General features: G+C 66.7%; 19 protein-coding genes. 11 read left to right on the top strand and 8 right to left on the bottom strand.

Translation table 11 applies throughout. The features are described 5' to 3' along the window. Positions 1 to 5: 5 nt before the first annotated feature. Positions 6 to 1,244, bottom strand: a complete 1,239-nt coding sequence (locus tag VLI63_RS00640) for a glucose-1-phosphate adenylyltransferase (RefSeq protein ID WP_409154989.1) — start codon at positions 1,242 to 1,244, stop codon at positions 6 to 8. A gap of 62 nt (positions 1,245 to 1,306) precedes the next feature. Here VLI63_RS00640 and glgA point away from each other — a divergent pair, with 62 nt between their 5' ends. From glgA to VLI63_RS00625, 3 genes are all read left to right on the top strand, one after another. Then, entirely contained in the window at positions 1,307 to 2,488 is a 1,182-nt protein-coding gene (glgA, locus tag VLI63_RS00635; RefSeq protein WP_409154988.1) for a glycogen synthase, read from the top strand. A gap of 78 nt (positions 2,489 to 2,566) precedes the next feature. Next, positions 2,567 to 3,358, top strand: coding sequence for an ABC transporter ATP-binding protein (locus tag VLI63_RS00630; protein ID WP_409154987.1), 792 nt, complete (start codon positions 2,567 to 2,569; stop codon positions 3,356 to 3,358). An 83-nt stretch (positions 3,359 to 3,441) separates the two neighbouring features. Then, positions 3,442 to 3,690 (top strand): type B 50S ribosomal protein L31, encoded by a 249-nt coding sequence (locus tag VLI63_RS00625; RefSeq protein ID WP_185203826.1) that lies wholly within the window; start codon positions 3,442 to 3,444, stop codon positions 3,688 to 3,690. A 79-nt stretch (positions 3,691 to 3,769) separates the two neighbouring features. Here VLI63_RS00625 and VLI63_RS00620 read toward each other — a convergent pair whose 3' ends face one another. Then, positions 3,770 to 4,501 (bottom strand): 3'-5' exonuclease, encoded by a 732-nt coding sequence (locus VLI63_RS00620; RefSeq protein WP_409154986.1) that lies wholly within the window; start codon positions 4,499 to 4,501, stop codon positions 3,770 to 3,772. A 6-nt stretch (positions 4,502 to 4,507) separates the two neighbouring features. Next, on the bottom strand, positions 4,508 to 6,232 hold the full coding sequence (treS, locus tag VLI63_RS00615; RefSeq protein WP_354575482.1) for a maltose alpha-D-glucosyltransferase: 1,725 nt from the start codon (positions 6,230 to 6,232) through the stop codon (positions 4,508 to 4,510). Positions 6,233 to 6,350: 118 nt separating this feature from the next. Here treS and VLI63_RS00610 point away from each other — a divergent pair, with 118 nt between their 5' ends. Together VLI63_RS00610 and VLI63_RS00605 are read left to right on the top strand one after the other, a co-directional pair. Continuing rightward, complete coding sequence (locus tag VLI63_RS00610) at positions 6,351 to 7,319, top strand: alpha/beta fold hydrolase (protein ID WP_409154985.1); 969 nt, start codon at positions 6,351 to 6,353, stop codon at positions 7,317 to 7,319. Further along, on the top strand, positions 7,316 to 8,398 hold the full coding sequence (locus tag VLI63_RS00605; RefSeq protein WP_409154984.1) for a glycosyltransferase family 4 protein: 1,083 nt from the start codon (positions 7,316 to 7,318) through the stop codon (positions 8,396 to 8,398). The genes VLI63_RS00610 and VLI63_RS00605 overlap by 4 nt, the downstream gene beginning before the upstream one ends. Here the strand turns inward: VLI63_RS00605 and VLI63_RS00600 are convergent. Both VLI63_RS00600 and VLI63_RS00595 read right to left on the bottom strand, forming a co-directional pair. Next, positions 8,392 to 9,078 (bottom strand): histidine phosphatase family protein, encoded by a 687-nt coding sequence (locus VLI63_RS00600; protein WP_409154983.1) that lies wholly within the window; start codon positions 9,076 to 9,078, stop codon positions 8,392 to 8,394. The two genes, VLI63_RS00605 and VLI63_RS00600, sit on opposite strands and share 7 nt — an antisense overlap. A gap of 64 nt (positions 9,079 to 9,142) precedes the next feature. After that, positions 9,143 to 9,994, bottom strand: a complete 852-nt coding sequence (locus VLI63_RS00595; protein ID WP_409154982.1) for a Sir2 family NAD-dependent protein deacetylase — start codon at positions 9,992 to 9,994, stop codon at positions 9,143 to 9,145. Positions 9,995 to 10,153: 159 nt separating this feature from the next. On the opposite strand from VLI63_RS00595, the gene VLI63_RS00590 reads away from it, so the two are divergent. The 3 genes from VLI63_RS00590 (at position 10,154) to VLI63_RS00580 (ending at position 13,501) form a co-directional block, all read left to right on the top strand. Further along, positions 10,154 to 10,957 (top strand): TrmH family RNA methyltransferase, encoded by an 804-nt coding sequence (locus tag VLI63_RS00590; RefSeq protein WP_409154981.1) that lies wholly within the window; start codon positions 10,154 to 10,156, stop codon positions 10,955 to 10,957. Positions 10,958 to 10,994: 37 nt separating this feature from the next. After that, positions 10,995 to 12,254 (top strand): D-alanyl-D-alanine carboxypeptidase family protein, encoded by a 1,260-nt coding sequence (locus VLI63_RS00585; protein ID WP_409154980.1) that lies wholly within the window; start codon positions 10,995 to 10,997, stop codon positions 12,252 to 12,254. A 149-nt stretch (positions 12,255 to 12,403) separates the two neighbouring features. After that, positions 12,404 to 13,501, top strand: a complete 1,098-nt coding sequence (locus tag VLI63_RS00580; RefSeq protein ID WP_409154979.1) for a fatty acid desaturase family protein — start codon at positions 12,404 to 12,406, stop codon at positions 13,499 to 13,501. Here the strand turns inward: VLI63_RS00580 and VLI63_RS00575 are convergent. Next, a complete protein-coding gene (locus tag VLI63_RS00575; protein WP_409154978.1) occupies positions 13,498 to 14,289 on the bottom strand; it encodes an SGNH/GDSL hydrolase family protein in 792 nt (263 codons plus the stop codon). The two genes, VLI63_RS00580 and VLI63_RS00575, sit on opposite strands and share 4 nt — an antisense overlap. A 160-nt stretch (positions 14,290 to 14,449) precedes the next feature. On the opposite strand from VLI63_RS00575, the gene VLI63_RS00570 reads away from it, so the two are divergent. Beyond that, complete coding sequence (locus VLI63_RS00570) at positions 14,450 to 14,719, top strand: GlsB/YeaQ/YmgE family stress response membrane protein (protein ID WP_409154977.1); 270 nt, start codon at positions 14,450 to 14,452, stop codon at positions 14,717 to 14,719. Between the two features lie 101 nt (positions 14,720 to 14,820). Next, positions 14,821 to 16,620: a DEAD/DEAH box helicase gene (locus VLI63_RS00565; protein WP_409154976.1), complete on the top strand. Its 1,800-nt coding sequence runs from the start codon at positions 14,821 to 14,823 to the stop codon at positions 16,618 to 16,620. 9 nt (positions 16,621 to 16,629) lie between these two features. Here VLI63_RS00565 and VLI63_RS00560 read toward each other — a convergent pair whose 3' ends face one another. Further along, positions 16,630 to 17,604 (bottom strand): SDR family NAD(P)-dependent oxidoreductase, encoded by a 975-nt coding sequence (locus VLI63_RS00560; protein ID WP_409154975.1) that lies wholly within the window; start codon positions 17,602 to 17,604, stop codon positions 16,630 to 16,632. A gap of 184 nt (positions 17,605 to 17,788) precedes the next feature. Between VLI63_RS00560 and VLI63_RS00555 the strand changes: the two genes are divergently transcribed. Next, positions 17,789 to 18,823: a glycoside hydrolase family 6 protein gene (locus VLI63_RS00555; RefSeq protein ID WP_409154974.1), complete on the top strand. Its 1,035-nt coding sequence runs from the start codon at positions 17,789 to 17,791 to the stop codon at positions 18,821 to 18,823. Positions 18,824 to 18,845: 22 nt separating this feature from the next. Here the strand turns inward: VLI63_RS00555 and VLI63_RS00550 are convergent, their stop codons facing one another. After that, a complete protein-coding gene (locus VLI63_RS00550; protein ID WP_409154973.1) occupies positions 18,846 to 22,325 on the bottom strand; it encodes an error-prone DNA polymerase in 3,480 nt (1,159 codons plus the stop codon). Positions 22,326 to 22,338 lie beyond the last annotated feature (13 nt).

Below are 22,338 nucleotides of genomic sequence, written 5' to 3'. Positions count from 1 at the left end.
GCCGGTCAGTTGACAGTGACGCCCTTGCCGACAACGGTGATGCCGGAGTCCGTCACCGTGAATCCGCGGGCGCGGTCAGCCTCGGCATCCACCCCGACGGTCGCGCCAGCGTTGACGACGACTTCCTTGTCGAGGATAGCGCGGCGCACCACGGCATCCGGGCCGATGCGCACCCGGTCGAAGACGATCGAATCGATCACCTGAGCGCCCGACTCGATGATCGCCCAGGGCCCGAGCACGCTGCGCTCGATGTGCGCCCCGGAGAGCAGTGAGCCGAGGGACACGATCGAATCGATGGTGGTGCCGAGGTTGCCCTTGGAGTCGCGCACGAACTTGGCGGGAGGCGAATTGAGTTGCTGGCTGAAGATCGGCCACTCGCTGTTGTAGAGATTGAAGATCGGCAGCGCAGAGATCAGGTCCTGGTGAGCGTCGAAGAATGACTCGATCGTTCCGACATCGCGCCAGTAATAGCGGTCACGGTCTGTCGCCCCCGGCACTTCATTTCTATTCAGGTCGTAGACGGCGGCATCGCCTCGCGACACGAAGTCGGGCACGATGTCGCCACCCATGTCGTGATTGGAGGTGGTGAGCTCTCCATCGCGCAGCACCGCGTCGATGAGGATGTCGGCATCGAAGATGTAGTTGCCCATCGAGGCGAGCACCTCGTTGGGGGAGTCCGCGAGGCCGACCGCGTTCTTCGGCTTCTCGAGGAACTGCGCGATGCGGGTCGGATCCTCCGGGTCGAGCTCGATGACACCGAACTGGTCGGCGAGCGAGATCGGCTGGCGGATGGCCGCGACGGTGACCCCGGCCCCCGAAGCGATGTGCGCCTCGATCATCTGGCTGAAGTCCATGCGATAGACGTGGTCGGCGCCGACGACGACGACGATGTCGGGCTTCTCGTCGCGCAGCAGGTTGAGGCTCTGCAGGATGGCGTCGGCGGATCCCGCGAACCATCGCTTGCCCAGGCGCTGCTGCGCGGGCACGGATGCCACATAGGATGCGGTGATCCCGTCGAGGCGCCAGGTCTGCGACACGTGACGGTCGAGGCTGTGCGACTTGTACTGGGTGAGGACGACGATCTGCCGGAGACCGGAGTTGATGAGATTCGACAGGGCGAAGTCGATCAACCGGTAATTGCCGCCGAACGGAACTGCCGGCTTCGCGCGGTCAGCGGTGAGCGGCATGAGGCGCTTGCCCTCTCCGCCGGCGAGAACAATGCCAAAGATCTTCTTCGATGCCATGTGACAACAGTAGAGGACCGATCGCGGTGCGTCAGTGCGCGAACCGCGCTAGCGTTTCCCCTGTGAGAGTCGATCTGATTACCAGGGAATACCCGCCGGAGATCTACGGCGGGGCCGGTGTGCACGTCACCGAGCTCGTGAAGGCCCTTCGTCTCGACATCGATGTCGTGGTGCGCGCCTTCGGCAAGCCGAGGGAAGAGGCAGACGTCTACTCCTACGACGTGCCCCCGGGGCTCGCCCACGCGAATCCGACCCTCGCCACGCTGGGTGTCGACCTCGAGATCGCCCAGGACGTCGCCGGAGCCGACCTGGTGCATTCGCACACCTGGTACGCCAACGGGGCCGGTCACATCGCCCAGTTGCTTCACGGAATTCCCCACGTGGTCACCGCCCACAGCCTCGAGCCGCTTCGCCCCTGGAAGGCCGAGCAGCTCGGCGGCGGCTATCGCGTCTCGAGCTGGATCGAGCGCGACGCCTTCACTTCCGCCGATGCCGTCATCGCCGTGAGCCATGGGATGCGACGAGACATCCTGCGCTCCTATCCGATGCTCGACGAGGCGAAAGTCACCGTGGTGCACAACGGCATCGACCTCGAGTCGTGGCATCCGGTGCAGGATGACGCTCTGGTCCGTTCCCTCGGGATGGATCCCGACCGACCCTCCGTGGTCTTCGTGGGTCGGATCACCCGCCAGAAGGGTCTGCCCTACCTCCTTCGCGCGGCAGCATTGCTTCCCCCGGACGTGCAGCTCGTGCTGTGTGCCGGAGCCCCCGACACCGCGGAGATCATGGCCGAGGTTCGTGCCGGAGTCGCCGAACTTCAGCAGACCCGCACCGGGGTCGTCTGGATCGAGGAGATGCTGAGCCGCCACGACCTCTCGGCCGTGCTCACCGCGGCGACGACATTCGTCTGCCCCTCCATCTACGAGCCACTCGGCATCGTCAACCTCGAAGCGATGGCCTGCGGTGCCGCGGTGGTCGGTACGGCCACCGGGGGCATCCCCGAGGTCATCGACGACGGGGTGACGGGTCGCCTGGTGCCGATTGCGCAGGCGGAGGATGGCACGGGCACGCCGCTCGATCCCGACCAGTACGTCGCCGATCTCGCGCGGGCGCTGACGGAGGTCGTGAGCGATCCCGAATCCGCCCGGCGGATGGGTGAGGCCGGTCGGCTCCGGGCCGAACGCGACTTCGGCTGGGACCGCATCTCGAAGAGGACCCAGGAGATCTACCGCTCGCTGCTCTGACCCTCCGCGGCGCGCAGCACGACCGCTCGGGCTGTGGCGCTACAGGGAATGGTCCGGCGACGAAGGTAGGGTTGAGGCATGGCCAGCGTTCTCCAGCTTTCCGACGTCTCCGTCGTCCGAGAAGGCAACCACATCCTCGATTCCGTCAACTGGGCAGTGGAGGACGACCAGCGCTGGGTCATCCTCGGGCCCAACGGCGCGGGCAAGACCACCCTCCTGCAGCTTGCGTCGGCGATGATCCATCCCAGCTCCGGAGTCGTGAAGATCCTGGATGTCACGCTCGGTCGCACCGACGTGTTCGACCTGAGGCCGCGCATCGGATTCGCCTCCACCGCGATGGCTCGACGCATCCCCGCCACCGAGCGGGTGCTGGATGTCGTGCTCACCGCCGCCTATGCCGTCGCGGGCCGCTGGAACGAAGACTACGAAGACATCGACACACGCCGCGCCCAGCGGGTGCTTGCCGAATGGAAGCTCGACCACCTCGAGGACCGTCGGTTCGGGCAGCTGAGCGATGGGGAGCAGAAGCGGGTGCAGATCGCCCGCTCGGTGATGACAGACCCAGAGCTCCTGCTACTCGACGAGCCGGCCGCCAGCCTTGACCTCGGCGCTCGGGAGGAGCTTCTCGAGTTGCTCGGCGGCTACGCACGAGCCGAGCAGGCTCCGGCGATCGTGATGGTCACCCACCACGTGGAGGAGATCCCCCTGGGCTTCGGCCATGCGCTGCTGCTGTCCCACGGTCGCATCACCGCGGCGGGCCCGATCGGCGAGGTGATCACCTCGGAAAAGCTGACCGAAGCCTTCGGACTCGACCTCCAGGTGGAAGAGCGGGATGGTCGATTCACGGCGCGCGCCGCGCATTCCTCCTAGCCCGCACCAATTCTGGTAATGTAAACCCTTGGCCCACGTGCCGACTTTTTTCCCTCACCCTTCTCAACACCTAGGAATCCACGATGAAGACTGACATCCACCCCGACTACAGCGCGGTTGTCTTCCGCGATCTCGCGAGCGGCGAGACCTTCCTCACGCGCTCGACCGTCAAGAGCGACAAGACGATCGACCTCGACGGCGTGACCTACCCCGTCATCGACGTGGAGATCTCCTCCGCCTCGCACCCGTTCTACACGGGCAAGCAGCGCATCCTGGACAGCGCCGGACGCGTCGAGAAGTTCAACTCGCGCTACAAGGGCTTCGGCGCGTAACGAACACCCCCCCACTCGTCACAGAGGGCGATCGGCTTCGGCCGGTCGCCCTCTGTCGTGCGAGGCGAGCACCGCGGCTTCAGCGCTGCGGCCAGGCCCCGTCGGCGATGAAGGACGGGTCTTTGGTGCGGCGCATGTAGTCCTGGAAGCTCGTGGCGCTGTCCGCCGCCCAGGTCACCTGGTTAGTGTGCACGAGCCTCACATCCTGCCCGAGCGTGTCAGAGTACTTGCGGGCGATGGCCTGGGCGACCCGCCCGGCCGCGACAGCATCCGCTTCCGCGTCGTGGGCGTCCATGAGCTCGACACCGTAGTACTCCGCAGCCACCTCGAGGGTGCGTTTGCCCTTGCGGTATCGATCCATCGCACGGTCGATCACCAGGGGGTCGATGATGGGCAGCGGATCCTCGAGCGGTTCGACGCCGTAGCGGAGGCACTCCCGGTTGAGCAGCGTCAGGTCGTAGGCGGCGTTGTAGATCACGATGGGGACACCCTGGGCCAGAAGCGCGCGCAGCACCGCGACGATCTCGGCGACGACCTCAGCGGCATCCCGACCCTCGGCTCGCGCCCTCTCGGTGGTGATGCCGTGCACTGCCGCTGCCTGCGCGGGGATCTCGATGCCCGGATCGGCGAGCCAGGAAACGCCCTTGGGTACGCCCTGGGCATCCACGACTCCGACGTAAGCGGAGACGATACGACTGGTGTCGGTGTCTATCCCCGTGGTCTCGAGGTCGAAGACGCCGAGGCGGTCGAACCACGCGCCGGCACGATCGCCCGCGTCGCCCGCTGAAGTGTCATCTTCGCTGTCCGCCATTGCCACTTAGGGCCGACCACCGGCGGGGCTCGGTGACCCGACGTGAAGCCAGTAGAAACTCTGGGTTCCGAGCGTGAGCGTGATGTCGCCGTTTTCGGTGAAGGCGGGGAATTCCCCACCGCCGAAGAGGTCGTAGAGGGCGGATCCGGCGAACTGTTCCGCGGTGATGGTGACCGCGATCGGGTTGTGGGCGAAGCTGAAGACGCACAGCACATCCTCCGCGGAATCGCCGAACTGGGTGCCGGATCCCGGGTAGGACCGCACGAAGGCCAGCACCGACTCGTGGTTGGTTTCGAGCACCGTGAGGGACCCGAGCCCGAAGGTCGGGTGGGCCTTACGCACGTGGATCACGTTGCGCACCCAGTGCAACAGCGACCGGGACTGTGCGAGCTGCGACTCGACGTTCGTGAGGTTGTAGTTGTAGACCAGCGACTGCACGACCGGGAGGTAGAGCTTTCCCGGGTCTGCCGAGGAGAACCCGGCGTTGCGGTCGGGGGTCCACTGCATCGGCGTGCGCGAGGCGTCCCGGTCCGGCAGCCAGATGTTGTCTCCCATGCCGATCTCGTCGCCGTAATACAGGAACGGGCTGCCAGCGAGGCTGAAGAGCAGTGCGTGGGCCAGTTCGAGCTCGGCGCGCGAGTTGTCGAGCAGGGGAGCAAGGCGCCGACGGATGCCGATATTCGATCGCATGCGCGGGTCGTAGGCGTACCAGCCGTACATGGCTTGGCGGTATTCCTCCGACACCATCTCCAGGGTGAGTTCGTCATGGTTGCGGAGGAAGACACCCCATCCCGCGCCCTCCGGGATGTCCGTGGTCTCGGCGAGGATCCGGGTGAGCTCGGCCGCGTTCTGCGAGCGGAGCGAGTAGAAGATGCGCGGCATGACCGGGAAGTCGAAGGCCATGTGGCATTCCGGCTCCTCTTCGGTGCCGAAGAATGCGGCGACCTCTCTGGGCCACTGGTTCGCCTCCGCCACCATGATGCGGCCGGGGAACTCCTCGTCGAACATCGCCCGCACCCGTTTGATGTAGTCGTGCGTCGGGGCTTCTCCCTCGCCGTTGCCCTCCTCGGATTCGAACAGGTAGGGAATCGCATCGAGGCGGATGCCGTCGACGCCGAGGTCGAGCCAGAACCGCATGACGTCCATGACGGCATCCTGAACCGCGGGGTTCTCGAAGTTGAGGTCCGGCTGGTGGGAGAAGAACCTGTGGAAGAAGAACTGGCGTCGAACCGGGTCGAAGGTCCAATTGGACTCCTCGGTGTCGACGAAGATCACCCGGATGTTCGGGTACCGCTCGTCCGTGTCGCTCCAGACGTAGTAGTCGCCGTAGGGCCCCTCCGGGTCGGAGCGGGACTGCTGGAACCATTCGTGCTGGTCGGAGGTGTGGTTGAGCGGGTAGTCGATGATGATGCGCATGTTGCGCTCGTGGGACTTGGTGACCAAGTCCTTGAACTCGTCGAGGGTTCCGAACTCGGGCAGGATGGCGCGGAAGTCGGACACGTCGTAGCCACCGTCGCGCAGCGGCGACTGGTAGAACGGCGGGAGCCAGAGGGCATCGATGCCGAGCCATTGCAGGTAGTCGAGCTTGGAGAGCAATCCCTGAAGGTCTCCCGAGCCGTCCCCGTTGCTGTCGACGAAGGATCGGACCATCACCTCGTAGAAGACGGAACGCCGATACCACTGCGGATCGAGGGTCAGTCCGGGCAGTTGGATGGGGGCGGTAAAGCTCACAGTGCTCCTCTCGAGAGCAGGGTAGGCATCGGAATCGACGTGGAGTTTTATCGAGCCCGTCAAGTCTAGGCGCGTGTGTGAAACGCCCGCGTAACTTCGTATCCGTAGAATCGAGACAATGTCTGTTCACTCTCCTTACGCCGAATTACTCGCCCGGATGCCGATCGAGCGGCACGAGATCGTGATCCTCGGCAGCACGACCCGCTATTGGGTATACGGACCGGTCGATGCAGCCCTCACGATCGTCATCGCGCACGGCTACCGCGGCGAGCATCACGGGCTCGAGCCAGTGATCGCCCAGCTTCCCGGCATCCGGTGGATCGGGCCGGACATGCCCGGTTTCGGCGAGTCGACCCCCCTCACCGAGGTGCCTCATTCGATCGACGGCTTCGCCAAGTGGCTCACCGCCTTCGTGGATGCCCTCGGCCTGAGCGGCACCGCTGTGACCCTCGGACACTCGTTCGGCACGATCATCTCGTCGAAGGCCGTCGCGGACGGGCTGAAGACGCCCGCCCTCATCCTGGTGAATCCGATCTCCACCTCGGGGCTCGAGGGGCCGAGCAAGACCGCGACGAAACTCACTGTCGCCTTCTACCGCCTCGCCGGACTGCTGCCGGATCGGGTCGGGGCGTTCCTGCTCAAGCGATGGATCGTGGTTCAGTTCATGAGTTCGGTGCTCGCTAAGACGAAAGACCGAGAGCTTCGCCGCTGGATCCACTACCAGCACCACACCTACTTCAACAATTTCGCCAGTCGCGACTCCGTCGTCGAAGCGTTCGAGGCCTCGGTCGGCTCGGATGTCAGTACCTATTCGGACGGCATCACGGTGCCGACGCTTCTCGTCGCCGCCGAACTGGATGACATCACGCCAGTGCAGGCGCACCGCGACCTCGTCGAGAGCATGGCGGATGCCCGGCTCGAACTGCTCATGGGTGTCGGTCACCTCATCCACTACGAGGTGCCGGGGCTCGCGGCCGCCGCCATCCACAGCTTCCTCGTCGAACAGGGTCTGTTCGGTGACCTGCCCCCGGAGGCGACCACCGTACAGGGAAACATCGAGTCCGGCGCGGAACCCAGCACACCGTGAAGGTGATCTTCGATTGCCGCTACACCCGGTTCGTGCGCCACGATGGCATCAGCCGGTACACGGCGGGCTTGGTCGAAGCCTTCTCCCGGCTGCATCCGGTCACGATGCTGATCAGCGACGAGCGCCAGCTCGCACTGCTGCCCGATCTGCCCTGGGTGAAGGGTCGGCCGGGAACCAGCGCGCTCGAGCCCTTCATCGGGATGCTCTCCATCAACAAGTGGAAGCCGGATATCGTCTTCAGCCCGATGCAGACGATGGGAGCGACCGGACGGCGCTACAAGCTCGTACTCACCGTTCATGACATGGTCTTCTATCGCATCACCCAGATCCCGGCCGGGTACAGCTGGTATGTGCGCGCCATCTGGCGGGCTTTTTACCTGACCTACTGGCCGCAGCGTATGGTGCTCAGCCGGGCGGATGCGGTGGTCACCGGCTCCTACAACTGCGAACGCGAGATGATCGAAGCCCGCCTCACGAGCCGTCCCCTCACCGTGATCAGGCCGGGAGTCGACGATTCCGGAGTGCCTCAACTGGGCGAACCCCGCTCGAAGACGCTCGTCTACATGGGCACCTTCCAGCCGAACAAGAACGTGGAGACCCTCGCCCGCGGCATGCATCACCTTGCGGGTTATACCCTGCGCCTGCTGTCCAGGATCAGCCCGGAAGATCGCGAACGCATCGCCGCGCTTGCGCCAGAGGGGTCGATCCGGTTCGACGACGGCGTGACCGACGAGGAGTATCTCGAAGCGCTGGTGGACGCCACGGCGATGGTCACGGCCTGCTGGGACGAGGGATTCGGGATTCCCCTGATCGAGGGAGAGGCCGCGGGGGTGCCGCTCGTGCTCAGCGACATTCCGCTGTTCCACGAGGTGGGCGGCGAGGCCGCGGTCTACTTCGAGCACTCCGATCCGGCAGCCTTTGCCGCCGCGGTGCGCTCTCTCGAGGCGCCCGGGGAGTGGCGACGCCGCAGCGAGGCCTCCCGGGCCCGGTCGGCGGACTTCAGCTGGGATGAATCGGCGAGACGTCTACTCGCGCTGCTCAGCGAGATGGTCCCTGCCCGCGCCGCAGTCGATCACTGAGCGCGGGGCTCCGAGTCCACTTCGCGATACTCGACCGCATTCTGTTCATCGAAGTCCACGCAGTCATCGGCGACCGACTCGATGTCGATCGGATCGTTGAACAGTACGAGTTCGATCGCGCCGTCCACGTGACGGAAGCTGTGCACCGATCCGTTGGTGATCGGGATGCCGCGGTGGTATTTCACCTGCGGTGAGACATGGTTGAGCACGGTGCGGATGACCCCACCGTGGGTCGTGACGATGAGCCGGGCATCCGGCGAGCCGTCGGAACGATCGCGTTCGTACCGTTCGGCGAGGGCGACGAGCGCGGGGATGACACGGGCGGCGACATCCTCCCGACGCTCCCGCCCGGGAACGGGGGAGTCTCCGGGGAACAGCTGCGCGAGCTCGCGGTCATCGAGCCCCTCGGCGTCGCCGTAGCGGCGCTCGACGAGGTCATCGAGCACCTCGATCTCGTCCGCGGCGATGCCCACCTCGTTCGCAATGATCGCTCCGGTCTCGAAGGCGCGGGAGAGCGGACTGGAGGCGATACCGTCCCAGGACCGACGGGCGAGAAGCCGCCCCGATCGCGCCGCCTGCGCCCGCCCCGTGTCGTTGAGGGGGATGTCGGTGCTGCCCTGGATGCGACGAGCGCGGTTCCAATCGGTTTCGCCGTGCCGCACGAGGTAGATCAGTGTCATGCGCGCAGGTCCTTCGGCAGTCGGTGGGCCCGTGCGCCCGGCCCTGCGGCCCGACCGACCGCGGTCAGGCGGTGAGGCGGAGCGCGAGTTCGGCGAGCGTCTCCGAGGTACCCGCATCAATCTTAACGGTCGCGCGCGGATCCCCCTTGGTGACCCCTCGGTTCACGATCACGACGGGTAGCCGGCGCTTGGATGCCTGGTCGAGCAGTCGGATTCCCGAATTGACGACGAGCGAGGATCCGGCGATCAGAAGCGCGCCGGCCGACTGAAGGAGCGCGCTCGCCTCCGAGAACTTCTCGGTGGGGATGAACTCCCCGAAGAAGACGATGTCCGGCTTGAGGACGCCACCGCAGACCGTGCATTCCGGGGTGACGAAGTCCGCGATCTGGGTGAACTCCACGTCGCCGTCCGGACCGAGTTCGAAGGAGTCCGGAGCATCGAGCCATTCGTTTGCGCGGGTGATGCGCTCCGAGACATCCGATCGGGCGAAGGTCTGGCCGCAGGTGAGGCACCGCACGCGATCCATGGTGCCGTGCAGGTCGACGACCCGCTGCGACCCGGCTCTCAGGTGAAGCCCGTCAACGTTCTGGGTGATGATGCCATTGACGATTCCGGCCGTCTCCAGCTCGGCGAGGGTGCGATGCCCGTCGTTCGGCAGCGCGCCATCGAATCGCTTCCACCCGAGGTGACTTCCCGCCCAGTACCGTTTGCGGTATTCCGCATCCTTCAAGAACTGCTGGAAGGTCATGGGGTTGCGCGGGGGAGCGCCGTCGCCCCGGTAGTCGGGGATGCCGGAATCGGTGCTCATGCCCGCGCCGGTGAGCACGGCGACCGTGCGCCCGCGGAGCGCATCGGCGGCGGTATCCAGCTCGGCGGAGGTGGCCACCGGCCAATCGCGGAGGGTGGCACCGGTCATCAGGAGCACCCCTTTCGCCGTGTTTCACCTCGGTGGCGCAAACGCGCCTACCTCAGAGTAAACAATCGAGTTTTCGGATATGTTTCCGATTGCTGGCAGTGTTTGCCGCCTCTCTTCCACAATCCCCACCGCGACGCCGGATTCGGCGGCAGGAGTCCCATGCACATCGTTCGCATCGCCGACCTCGAGCATCCCGGCCTCTCCGACTATTCGGGACTGACCGACGTTGCGCTGCGGCGCCTGAGCGAACCGGCCGGGGGACTCTACATCGCCGAATCGTCGAAGGTGATCACACGGGCCATCGCGGCCGGTCACCGGCCTCGATCCATTCTCGTGCAGGAGCAGTGGTTGCCGGAGATGGAGGCGCTGCTGGCCCCCTTCGACGTGCCGATCTACGTCGGCGCCCCCGGGCTGCTCGAGAAACTCACCGGGTTCAACCTGCATCGCGGTGCCCTCGCCGCAATGCACCGTCCGCCTTTGAGGCCGGTGCGCGAGGTCATCGAAGGTGCCCGACGAGTGGTCGTGATCGAGGACGTCGTGGACCACACGAACGTCGGAGCGATCTTCCGGGCGGCAGCGGGCCTCGGCGCCGATGCCGTGCTGGTGACGCCACGCTGCGCCGATCCGCTGTATCGCCGCAGCGTGCGGGTGAGCATGGGGACCGTCCTGCAGGTGCCCTGGACACGTCTCCCCGAATGGCCGGAGGCGGCCGAGGTCCTGAAAGACGCCGGCTTCCACCTGGCGGCCCTCGCCCTCTCCGACACCGCAATCGGCCTCGACGTGCTCGCAGAGAACCCTCCCGAGAAACTCGCCCTGCTCCTCGGCACCGAAGGGGACGGGCTGAGCCGGGATGCCGTGTCGCACGCCGACACCATCGTCACCATCCCGATGCTTCACGGCGTCGATTCCCTCAATGTCGCGTCGGCGAGTGCGGTCGCGCTGTGGGCCCTCCGGGTGCGGTGATCAGGGAGATCCGTCCGGCGAAAAGTAGCATGGCCCTATGTCGGTGAATGAGATCCTCGCGTCACCGGTTCGCCGCCGACCCACCCGCGGTGTGGTGCTCCGCCGCCGAGCCGTGCTCATCTCGGCGTCCGCCCTTGTCATCGCGCTGGGCATCTATCTGCCGCTGACACTGCTGGCTCCGCTCGGATCCACCGCTGCCCGGGTGCTGCCGTTCAGCGCACCCGACCGTGTCGCTGCCTCTCCTGCGCTCCCCAGTTACGGAGCGAGTGCCATCGGGGTGATCGGCTACCCCGAGGCATCTGCCTCCGCCGGCAGTACGGCGCCGTTGCCGATCGCCAGCATCAGCAAGATCGTCACCAGCCTCGTGGTGCTCGAGGCGAAGCCGCTGTCCCCCGGGGATTCCGGCCCCACGATCACCTTCACCGCAGCGGACGCCGCTCTCCGCGCCAAATACGTTGCACTCAACGGCGAGACCAAGCCGATGGCGGCCGGTTCCACCATCAGCCAGCTCGATCTCATGCGGGTCACCCTCGTGGCCTCGGCGAACAACTATGCGGATGCCCTCACCGGGTGGGCCTTCGGCTCGCGTGGCGCATTCCAGATAGCGGTGACGGCGTGGCTCGGTTCACACGGCCTCGACCACACCACGATCGTGGAGCCCACGGGCATCAACCCGGGCAACGTGAGCACGGCCGCCGACCTGGTCGAGATCGGCAAGCTCGCCCTCGCCAATCCGGTGATCTCCCAGATCGTCTCGACCCCGACGATGACCCTGGCCGGAGTGGGAACCTTTGCCAATACGAATACGCTGCTGGGCCGGCTCGGGGTGGACGGCATCAAGACGGGCACCCTCAACGGATCGTCCAACCTCCTCTTCGCCGCCCGGTACGACTATGCGGGTCACAGCGTCACGGTGGTGGGAGCGGTCGTGGGGGCGACCGACCACCAGACCGTGGATGCCACCGTCACCACTCTTCTCGCCGGGGTGAAGGCCGGATTCCACGTGATCACCCTCGCCAAGAAGGGCCAGCCCTTTGCGAACTTCACGACCGCCTGGTCACAGAAGGCACGGGCCGTGTCCACGAAGACCGCCTCGGTTCTGGTCTGGAGCAACACCCCCGTGACCGCCGTGATCACCGCACTCCCGGCAACAGTGGGGCAGAACGCCGCATCAGCGGGCGCGGTGACCTTCACCGCCGGCGGCCAGTCCGTGCGGGTGCCGCTCGCTCTCGATCACGGCCTCGTCGATCCGGGGCCCTGGTGGCGCCTGGGCAACCCGACGCTTCTGCTGCGATAAGCGAGCGGACGGATCGTCGAGACGCGCCGTGTATGCTCGTTTGGGCATAAATGCACGCCTCTCACAGGCTTTGCCCTTAGGGTAAAACCATCCTTTGGAGCACCCGCTCGTTCTACCCCGACTGGGAAGTCATTTCGAATCGAGGTATCGTGAGCGATGCATCCGTGGCACCGGTGGTGTCTTTCACGAAGACGAAGCCCGGCGGCTCCCGCACTAATCCGACCACTGAGTACTCCTCCCTCTTACGCACCGTTCGCGATGCCGGCCTTCTTCGCCGCCGCACGGGTTTCTACGTGATGATGTTCTCCCTCATCACCGTCGCATTGGGCGGAGCGATCACCGGTTTCATCCTGCTCGGCGACAGCTGGTACCAGCTGCTCATCGCCGGAGCCCTCGGCATCATCCTCACCCAGTACGCCTTCCTCGCGCACGAGGCCGCTCACCGCCAGGTCTTCGAGTCCGGAAAGGCGAATGACATCGCTGGCCGCGCCCTTGCCAACCTCTTCGTCGGCATCAGCTACTCCTGGTGGATGACCAAGCACAGCCGCCACCACGCGAACCCGAACGTGATCGGCAAGGACACCGACATCGAGCGGGACTTCGTCTCCTTCATCCCCGAGGATGCCGCTCGTGCCAAGGGCCTTTACGCCTGGGCCACCCGCCGCCAGGGCTACCTCTTCTTCCCCGCACTGCTGCTCGAGGGTATCAACCTGCACATCCTCGGCTTCAAGACCGTCTTCGGGCGCGAGAAGGTCGATCGTCGGTGGACCGAGATCAGCATGCTCGTTCCGCGCATCGCCCTCTATGTCGCCGTGATCTTCGCCTTCCTTCCGGTGGGAATGGCCTTCGCCTTCATCGGCGTGCAGGTCGGGGTCTTCGGCCTGTACATGGGAGCGTCCTTCGCCCCGAACCACAAGGGCATGCCGATCCTGCCCCACGACAGCAAGGTCGACTTCCTTCGCCGCCAGGTGCTCACCTCCCGCAACATCACCGGGCTCGGTACCACCACCTTCATGGGCGGCCTCAACTACCAGATCGAGCACCACCTGTTCCCGAACATGCCGCGACCCCACCTGGCCAAGGCTCGCGAGATCGCGAAGGAATACTGCGACTCGCACAACATCCTCTACACCGAGACCAGCCTGACCGAGTCCTACGGCATCGTCATCGCCTACCTCAACCGCGTGGGCCTCTCGGCCGGCGGCGACCCCTTCGACTGCCCGGCGGCCACCCAGTTCGGGCGCTAGTCGGTTTTCATTGCGCTGAGGTAGGGACCGGCATCCGGTCGCTTGGGCGTGATGCCGTCTCCGGATGACTGGTGGCGGATGCGCCGCAACACCCACGGCACGAGGTACTCCCGCGCCCAGCCGATGTCTTCGACTCTGGCCTGACGCCAGGGAACCCGAATCAGGGGCTCGGGGTTGTAGGGCTGGAGGTCGTTCTCCACGTTGAGTGCCTCCAGCACCATCCGCGCAATGGCGGTGTGCCCCACGGGGGAGAAGTGCAGCCGATCCGGCGCCCACATCCTCGGGTCCTTCAATTCCCTCAGGGCCCACATGTCTGCGACGACGAGATCGTGCCGAAGGGCGATCGCGCGCAGGTTCTCGTTGTAGATGGCGACCTTGCCCCGGGACCGATTGAGCACCGGCGTCATGCCGATGTCCGGCCCGTCGAAAAGCACGACGGTAGCGCCATCCGCCCGCAGTCGCGCGACCCCGGCCTCGAGGATGGTCGCGAGCCGATCGGGATCGGTGTTGGGACGGATGATGTCGTTGCCCCCGGCCGAAATCGAGATGAGGTCGGGGCGGAGGGCCAGCGCGACATCCACCTGCTCCTCCAGGATCTGGCGCAGGAGTCGACCGCGAATCGCGAGATTTGCGTAGGCGAAATCGTCGGTCTGCTCGCTGAGCACTTCGGCAACCCGGTCGGCCCACCCGCGGTTACCCCCGGGACTGCGCGGTTCCGGATCCCCGATGCCCTCGGTGAAGGAATCGCCGAGCGCGACGTAGCGGGACCAGGGATGCTGCTGAGTCATGGTTCTACCCTGCATCAGGTGCGCCCGGCGCGCCAAACCGGGCCAATACAGGGAATTTGCTGAGAGTCAAGGCCCTTGTCCCCCAAAAGGGGGAATGGCAGAGTATCCAACGGCATTCGAGATCCGAATGACCACATCACGACTTTTTGGAGAGAAAACCATGGGAATCATCGGTTGGATCATTCTGGGACTCATCGCCGGCGCGATCGCCAAGGCAATCCTCCCGGGCAAGCAGGGTGGCGGCTGGCTCATCACCCTGGTGCTCGGCGTCGTGGGCGCACTGCTCGGCGGCTTCCTCGCCAGCGCGATTTTCGGCGTAGCAATGGGTGGATTCTTCGACATCCGTACCTGGGTCATCGCGATCCTCGGCGCGATCGTCGTCCTGCTCATCTACGGCCTCGTCACTCGCGGCTCGCGCAGCCGCGCGTAATCCCCGCGCTGAGAAGCATCGGTCCCCTCGCCTTCTGGCGGGGGGACCTTTTCGTGGTACGCGAGCACGGCGAGGTCGTCCGTCGCGGTTAAGCTCGACTGATGACCAACCCGCAGCCCTTCGGACCCCAGGTGGGCACCTCGGCAGCGGAACACCTCTCCCCGTCCTTCCCGGAGCGGGCGGCCCGCGGAACCGCCGACAAGCTCCGAGCCTGGCAGCAGGAGGCGATCGCCGAGTACTTCATGCGGGAGCCGAAGGACTTCCTCGTGGCCGCGACCCCGGGCGCCGGCAAGACCACCTTCGCGCTCCGCCTGGTCACGGAGCTCCTCGCGCAGCGCAAGATCGACCGGGTGACCGTCGTCGCCCCGACTGAGCATCTCAAGCGCCAGTGGGCGGATGCCGCGCACCGCGTGGGGGTGCGGCTCGATCCGGGATTCAAGAACGCCCAGGGCTGGGCGGGCAAACACTTCCACGGCGTCGCGGTCACCTACGCGCAGGTGGCGACACGGGCGGGCCTCCACCGGTCGATGACCGAAGGGGGACGCACCCTGGTGATCCTCGACGAGGTGCACCACGGCGGAGACGCGCTCAGCTGGGGAGACGCCATCCGGGAGGCATTCGAGCCGGCGACGCGGCGACTCTCGCTCACCGGCACGCCCTTCCGGTCGGACACCTCACCGATCCCGTTCGTGACCTACTACCCGGACGAGCACGGCATCCGCACCTCCCAGGCCGACTATGCCTACGGCTACGGCCGCGCCCTTGCCGATGGCGTGGTGCGCCCCGTGATATTCCTCGCCTACGCGGGCCGGATGCGCTGGCGCACCCGCACGGGAGACGAGATGGAGGCGCGGCTCGGCGAGGGCGACACCAAAGACATCACGGCCCAGGCCTGGCGCACCGCCCTCGATCCGGAGGGGGAGTGGGTGCCCGCGGTGCTCAAGGCCGCGAATCGCCGCCTCACCGAGGTACGCCACGGAATCCCGGATGCCGGTGGGCTCGTGATCGCCACCGACCATTACGCCGCACGGGCCTACGCCGACATCCTCGAGAAGGTGACCGGGGAGGCGCCGACGATCGTGCTCTCCGATGAGAAGGCGGCGAGCGACCGGATCGCCCAGTTCGCGGCATCCGACTCCCGCTGGATGGTGGCGGTGCGCATGGTGTCGGAGGGGGTCGACATCCCGCGCCTCGGCGTCGGCGTCTATGCGACCTCCGCCTCGACGCCGCTGTTCTTCGCCCAGGCCATCGGCCGTTTCGTGCGCACGAGGCGACGCGGCGAGACCGCATCGATCTTCCTGCCGAGCGTGCCATCGCTGCTCGAGCTCGCCTCCGCGATGGAGCTGCAGCGCGACCACGCCCTCGACCGGGATCCGGGCGAAGGTCTCGAGGAGATCCTGCTCGATGACGATGCCGCCGACGAGGCGAACCGGGTCGAATCGGCCTCCGGCGACGCACTGCTGTTCGACTTCAAGGCCCTCGGCTCCGAGGCCGCCTTCGACCGGGTGCTGTTCGATGGGGACGAGTTCGGCGCCGGGGCCGTGCCGGACAGCCTCGAGGAGCTCGACTTCATCGGCATCCCGGGGCTTCTTGAACCCGACCAGGTGAAGGAACTCCTGCGCCACCGGCACCAACGACAGGCTCGCCGCATCGGCGATCGCCAGCGCCAGGTGGACGAGGCCGGCACTGAGGCCGAGATCGTTCCGCTCTACCGCAACCTCAAGGAGCAGCGCGCGCTGCTCAACAGCCTCGTGGGAATGCGGGCCAAGGGCACCGGGGAGCCGCACGGCATCATCCACGCCGAGTTGCGCCGGATGGCGGGTGGCCCGGCAGTGCCGCAGGCGAGCGTGTCACAGTTGCAGGCTCGCATCGACCTGTTGCGTCGCGGCCTGCGCAGCTGAGGTCGGTCGCTATCCGGCGAACGCGTCTACGCCGGTGAGCTCGGCGGAGAGGGCCCACAGCCGCTCGGCATCGGCCGGATCTATCGCGTGAGCATCGACTCCGCGAACCCGGGCCTCTGGGGTGCCGGCGGCGGTCGGCTCGGCGATGTCGCAGTCCTCCAGGTACACCCCACCCTCGCCGTCCAGCTGCGGCGATGTCGCGGCCCAGACGGAGGTGGCGGCGCCCTGCTCGGGAGTCTTGAACCGATCGTTCACCGTGCCGTCTTCGGTCATCCATCCGGAGGCGATCATCTCCTCACGAGGGAGGTGGCGTTGCAGCTCCGTCATGATTCCGCCGGGATGCACGGCGAAGGCACGCACTCCGAACGGGGCACCGAGCGCATCGAGTCGGATGGCGAACAGGCTGTCGGCCGTCTTCGCCTGCCCGTAGGCCTGCCACTTGTCGTAGCCCGTCTCGAACTGCGGGTCGTCGAAACGGATTCCCGAGAGCTTGTGCCCGGTGGAGGAGAGCGCGATCACCCGTGCGCCGCCGTCACGCTTCAGCGCGGGCCAGAGCAGGTTCGCGAGCACGTAGTGCCCGAGGTGGTTCGTTGCGAACTGCGACTCCCAGCCGGGGCCGACCCGCATCTCCGGGGAGGCCATGATCGCGGCATTGTCGATCAGGATGTCGACGCTGCGGTCGGTCGAGAGGAAGTCCTCGGCGAACGCCCGCACGCTGTCGAGGTCGGCGAGATCCAGCGCGGCGACCTCGACGCAAGCCAAGCCGCGCGCGTCGAGTGCGGCTCGGGCCACCTCCGGGCGGCGAGCCGGCACGATCACGGTGGCTCCGGCGCCGGCGAGGGCGGCGACCGTCTCGATGCCGAGCCCGGAATACCCGCCCGTGACGATGGCCAGCTTTCCCTTCAGATCGATGCCGGCCACGACCTCCGCCGCTGTCGTCCGGGGTCCGAAACTGGAGGGAAGAGGATGCTGTGCAGTGTTCATGAGGTCATGCTAACCCTGCAGGCTCGACGTCTCATGGCCGGTTGGCGAGCCTCTCAGCCCATCCGCCGGCAGCGAATGCGTCCCCGAACTGGGGCGGTCCTGCCGCGGCACAGTCGCGCAGAATGGAGCCGCTGGCGTGTTTCGGAATCGGGTCCGGAGCCGGGCGTGAGTGCGGGGGCACGGCATGTCGAGAGTGAACGTGCGTTTCGGTCGACGGTGGTCCCGTCGCGGTGTTCTGGTCATCGTCGCGGCGTGCACCGCCGTCAGCGCCCTCTTGGGGCTCGGTCCGGCCGCTACGGCGGCCACGACGCCCACCGGGTGGCCGGGCTCGGCGTCGAACGCCGAGGTCTTCCCGGGGGGACTCTGGACCAATCCGCAGACTCTCGCTTCGGCCGCGACCGCTCAGCTCACCGCCTCCGGTCGCACCGCGGATGCCGCTCTCGTGCGCCAGATCTCGTCCCAGCCGAGTGCGACCTGGCTCGGTGACTGGTGGAGCCCCAGCCTTCTCAGTTCCAAACTGCGCGGGATGCTCGCAGCTTCGGCGGCCGCCGGCAGTACCCCGGTGTTCGTCACGTACGCCATCCCGGATCGCGACTGCGGAGGCTACTCCGCGGGTGGGTTCGGCGATGCGGCCTACCTGCAGTGGAACCAGACGATCGCCGCATCCCTTCACGGGCATCCGGCGGTCGTGCTCATGGAACCCGATTCGATCGCGATGCTGGGTGACGCACGCTGCGCCGCCGTCGCCGGTGCGCGGCTTCAGTTGCTGGCCCAGGTCGCCAAGATCTTCTTCGACGCCGGGGTGCCCGTCTACCTCGACGGAGGGAACAGCCACTGGGTTGCGCCTGCCGTCATGGCTGCCCGTCTCTCGACGGCGGGAGTGCGGTACACCCGTGGGTTCTTCACCAATGTGGCCAACTTCTCACGGGTCGACGCCGAGCGAAGCTACGCCGACTCTGTCAGTGCGCTGCTCGGTGGCACGCATTTCGTGATCGATGTCTCGCGCAATGGCGCCGGTTGGCAGGGCGTCTGGTGCAACCCGCCCGGCGCGGCACTCGGCCAGAATCCGCACGTGAGCGCCGGCACGACAGCGCTCGACGCCCTGCTCTGGGTGAAGAACCCGGGCGTGAGTGACGGATCGTGCAACGGCAGTCCTGCCGCAGGCGCCTGGTTCGAGGCATCCGCCCTCTCGCTCGTGAGAAATCGGGGCGCCCGCTAGGGCTTCTCGGTCGCTCGCGTGTTCAGCGGAAGTCGCGGGAAGCCGTGCGGGTCGACATCGGCAACGCTTCGAGACGGTCGGCGAGCAGGTTCGTGACGCCCTCGGGTGAGCGCTCGAGAATGCCGCGCACGATGAGCGCGGGGGAGTCCCGGGCGACACGGCGGTAGCGGTTCCACACCCCGACGCTGCAGATCACGTTGACGAGCCCGCTCTCATCCTCGAGGTTCATGAAGGTGATGCCGCTCGCGGTGGCGGGCCGTTGCCGGTGGGTCACGACGCCGGCCACCTCGATGCGACGACCGGATTCCGCCGTCTTCAGGTCATCGGAGCGGAGAGCCCCGCGTTGCCGGAGCGAGTCACGCAGGTAACGCAGCGGATGATCGTCGGGGGAGATGCCGGTGGCCCAGAGGTCGGACGCAAGCACCTCCGAGGTGCTGGGCATGGAGAACAGCGGCGGCTGAACAGAGACCATGCTGCCGGCGAGAAACTCCTCCCGATCCCGCGCGGCATCTCCCGCGGCCCAGAGCGCTTCCCGCATGCTGAGACCGAGGGACTCGAAGGCGCCGGCAGCGGCGAGAGCCTCGAGCTGGGGGGTGGTGAGCCCCACGCGGCGCACGAGGTTTGCGAGGTGGGTGAAGTCGCCGTTCTCCTCGCGATCGGCGACGATCTTCTTCGCGAGAGTCTCCCCGATGCCGGTGACCTCGGCGAGACCGAGTCGCACCGCGAGGGCTCCGTCGCGACGGTGGTCGTCGGTGTCGAAGTGTGCTTTGCGGTCGTAGCTGCCGACCGGGGGCTGGTGGGGGTCTAGGCAGGAATCGCTGCCGGTGGGTTGGGTCGGTGGTGGGGTCTCGATACGCTCGCTGGCGCTCGCTACTCGACCGGCGGTGCCCGGTGGTCGAGTAGGGCACTCCGCGCCCGTATCGAGACCCTCGAGCCCGGGCTGCCACCCCGACCGCAGGATGTCGGGGCGCCGCACCTCGACACCGTGCCTGCGGGCATCCGCCACCAGGGAGAGCGGCGAATAGAAACCCATCGGCTGGGCGCGCAACAGCGATGCGAGAAAAGCCCCGGGATAGTGCAGTCTCAGCCAGGAGCTCGCGTACACGAGCAGCCCGAAGCTGAGGCTGTGGCTCTCGGCGAAACCGAAGTTGGCGAAGGCCTCGATCTTGGCGTAGATGTCGTCGGCGACCTCTCCCACGATGCCGTTGCTCGCCATGCCCTTGTAGAGAGTGGCCCTGAGCGAGGCGATCTTCTCCTGCCCGCGCTTGGATCCCATCGCGCGGCGCAGCAGGTCCGCGTCATCCGCGCTGCAGCCTCCGACGGCCATGGCCATCTGCATCAGCTGTTCCTGGAACACCGGTATGCCGAGAGTGCGCTCCAGTGGCTCCTTCAGCTTCGGATGCTGGTAGGTGATCGCCTCCTCGCCGAGCTTGCGCCGCACGAAGGGATGCACCGCCCCACCCTGGATGGGCCCCGGCCGCACCATCGCGATCTGCACCACGAGGTCGTAGAACTTGCGCGGCTGCAACCGGGGGAGCAGGCCCATCTGGGCTCGGCTCTCCACCTGGAACACTCCGATCGAGTCAGCGCGACAGAGCTGGTCGTAGACGCCCTGCTCCTCCTTGGGGATCGTGGCGAGCTCCCACTCTTCACCCAGATGCTCGCGCACGAGGTCGAACGTGTGCTGGATGGCGTTGAGCATGCCGAGGCCGAGCAGATCGAACTTGACCAGTCCCATCCAGGCGCAGTCGTCCTTGTCCCACTGCAGCACCGTCCGGCCGTCCATGCGACCGTGCTCGATCGGGCAGACCTCGCCGACGGGTCGATCGGTGAGCACCATTCCGCCGGAGTGGATGCCGAGGTGTCTCGGGAGCTTCAATGCCTCGAGGGCGAGGCTCGTCACCGCATCCGGGATGTCGTGGTCGACACTCGAGAGCAGCGCACCGTGGCGCTCAACCTGCTTCGACCACGCATCCTGCTGCCCCGGGCTCGCGCCGAGCGCTTTCGCCATATCCCGCACCGCGAATTTGGGCCGGTACTGGATCACGTTGGCCACCTGTGCCGCGTTCTGCCGACCGTATTTCTCGTAGACGTACTGGATCGCCTCCTCACGCCGGTTGGAGTCGAAGTCGACGTCGATGTCGGGCTCCTCCTCCCGCATGCTCGAGAGGAAGCGCTCGAACGGCAGTTTGTAGCCGATCGGGTCGACGGCGGTGATGTTGAGCAGGTAGCAGACCGCGGAGTTCGCGGCCGATCCGCGGCCCTGGCAGAGGATGCCGCGATCCCGCGCGAACTTCACGATGTCCCAGACGATGAGGAAGTAGCCGGGGAAGTCCTTCGTCTCGATCACGTCGAGTTCGTGGGCGATACGGTCGCGCTCCGAGGGGGCGAGCTGCGGGTAGCGCACCGGCACGGCATCCCAGACCAGATAGCGGAGGTAGCTCATCGGGGTGTGCCCCTCGGGAACCTGCTGTTTCGGCAGCTTGGGACGTGCCCGCCGCAGCTGGAACGAGAGCTCATCAGCGATCACGACGGTGTGCTCGACGGCACCGGGATAACGGGCGAATCGCGCGGCCATCTCGGCGCCGGAACGCAGATGGGCCGCTCCGGATGCCGGCAACCAGCCATCCATGTCGTCGAGGCTGCGACGGGCACGCACTGCCGCAAGGGCCGACGCCAGCCGGTACTGCTCAGGCCTGGCGTAGTGCACGTTGCCGGTGGCGACCACCTGAAGCCCGCGCCTCCCCGCGATCTCGAAGAGCGCATCGTTGTGGTCGCTGGCGAGCGGGGTGCCGTGATCGAAGAGCTCGACGATCACGTTGCTGTGGCCGAACAGGTCGACGAGCCGGTCGATCTGCCGGGTGGCGGCCGCGGGGGACTCCTCGAGAGCCTGCCGCACGGCGCCCTTTCGGCACCCGGTGAGGATCGCCCAGTGCCCCTCCGCCCGGGCGGCGAGCTCGTCGAGGTCGTAGACCGGACGCCCCTTCTCGAGCCCGGCGAGCTGGGCCGCGGTGAGCGCGCCGGCCAACTGGTGGTAGCCCTCCTCGCGGCGGGCGAGCACGAGCAGGTGGCTCCCCTCCGGATCGGCGGAGCCGTTCTGGGGTCGGCTGAGGCCGAGAGAGAGCTCGGCACCGAAGACCGTGTCGATCTGCGGATGCTGCTCTGCCGCCTCCGCCAGGCGTACCACCCCGTAGAAGCCGTCGTGATCCGTCATCGCCAGGGCGTGCAACCCGAGCCGGGAGGACTCCTCGAGCAACTGTTCGGGGGAGGACGCCCCGTCGAGGAAGCTGAAGCTCGAGTGGGCGTGCAACTCGGCATACGGCACCAGATCGCCCGCCGGTGCCTGCACGGTCTCGGATGGCGCCTCATAGGCGCCGCGCTTGTGTGACCAACCGGGGCTGTCGCCGCCATCCGCCCCCACCGGCACCTCTCGGGGTCGCCGAACGTCGGACAGCGCCTTCTCGAACTCGGACCAGGGGATCGGCGGGTTGTTCCAACCCATCAGTCGCCTCCCT

The organism is Lacisediminihabitans sp. H27-G8 (genome assembly GCF_046156175.1).
Taxonomy (GTDB): Bacteria; Actinomycetota; Actinomycetes; order Actinomycetales; family Microbacteriaceae; genus Lacisediminihabitans.
This window is presented reverse-complemented; position numbering and strand designations above follow the sequence as displayed.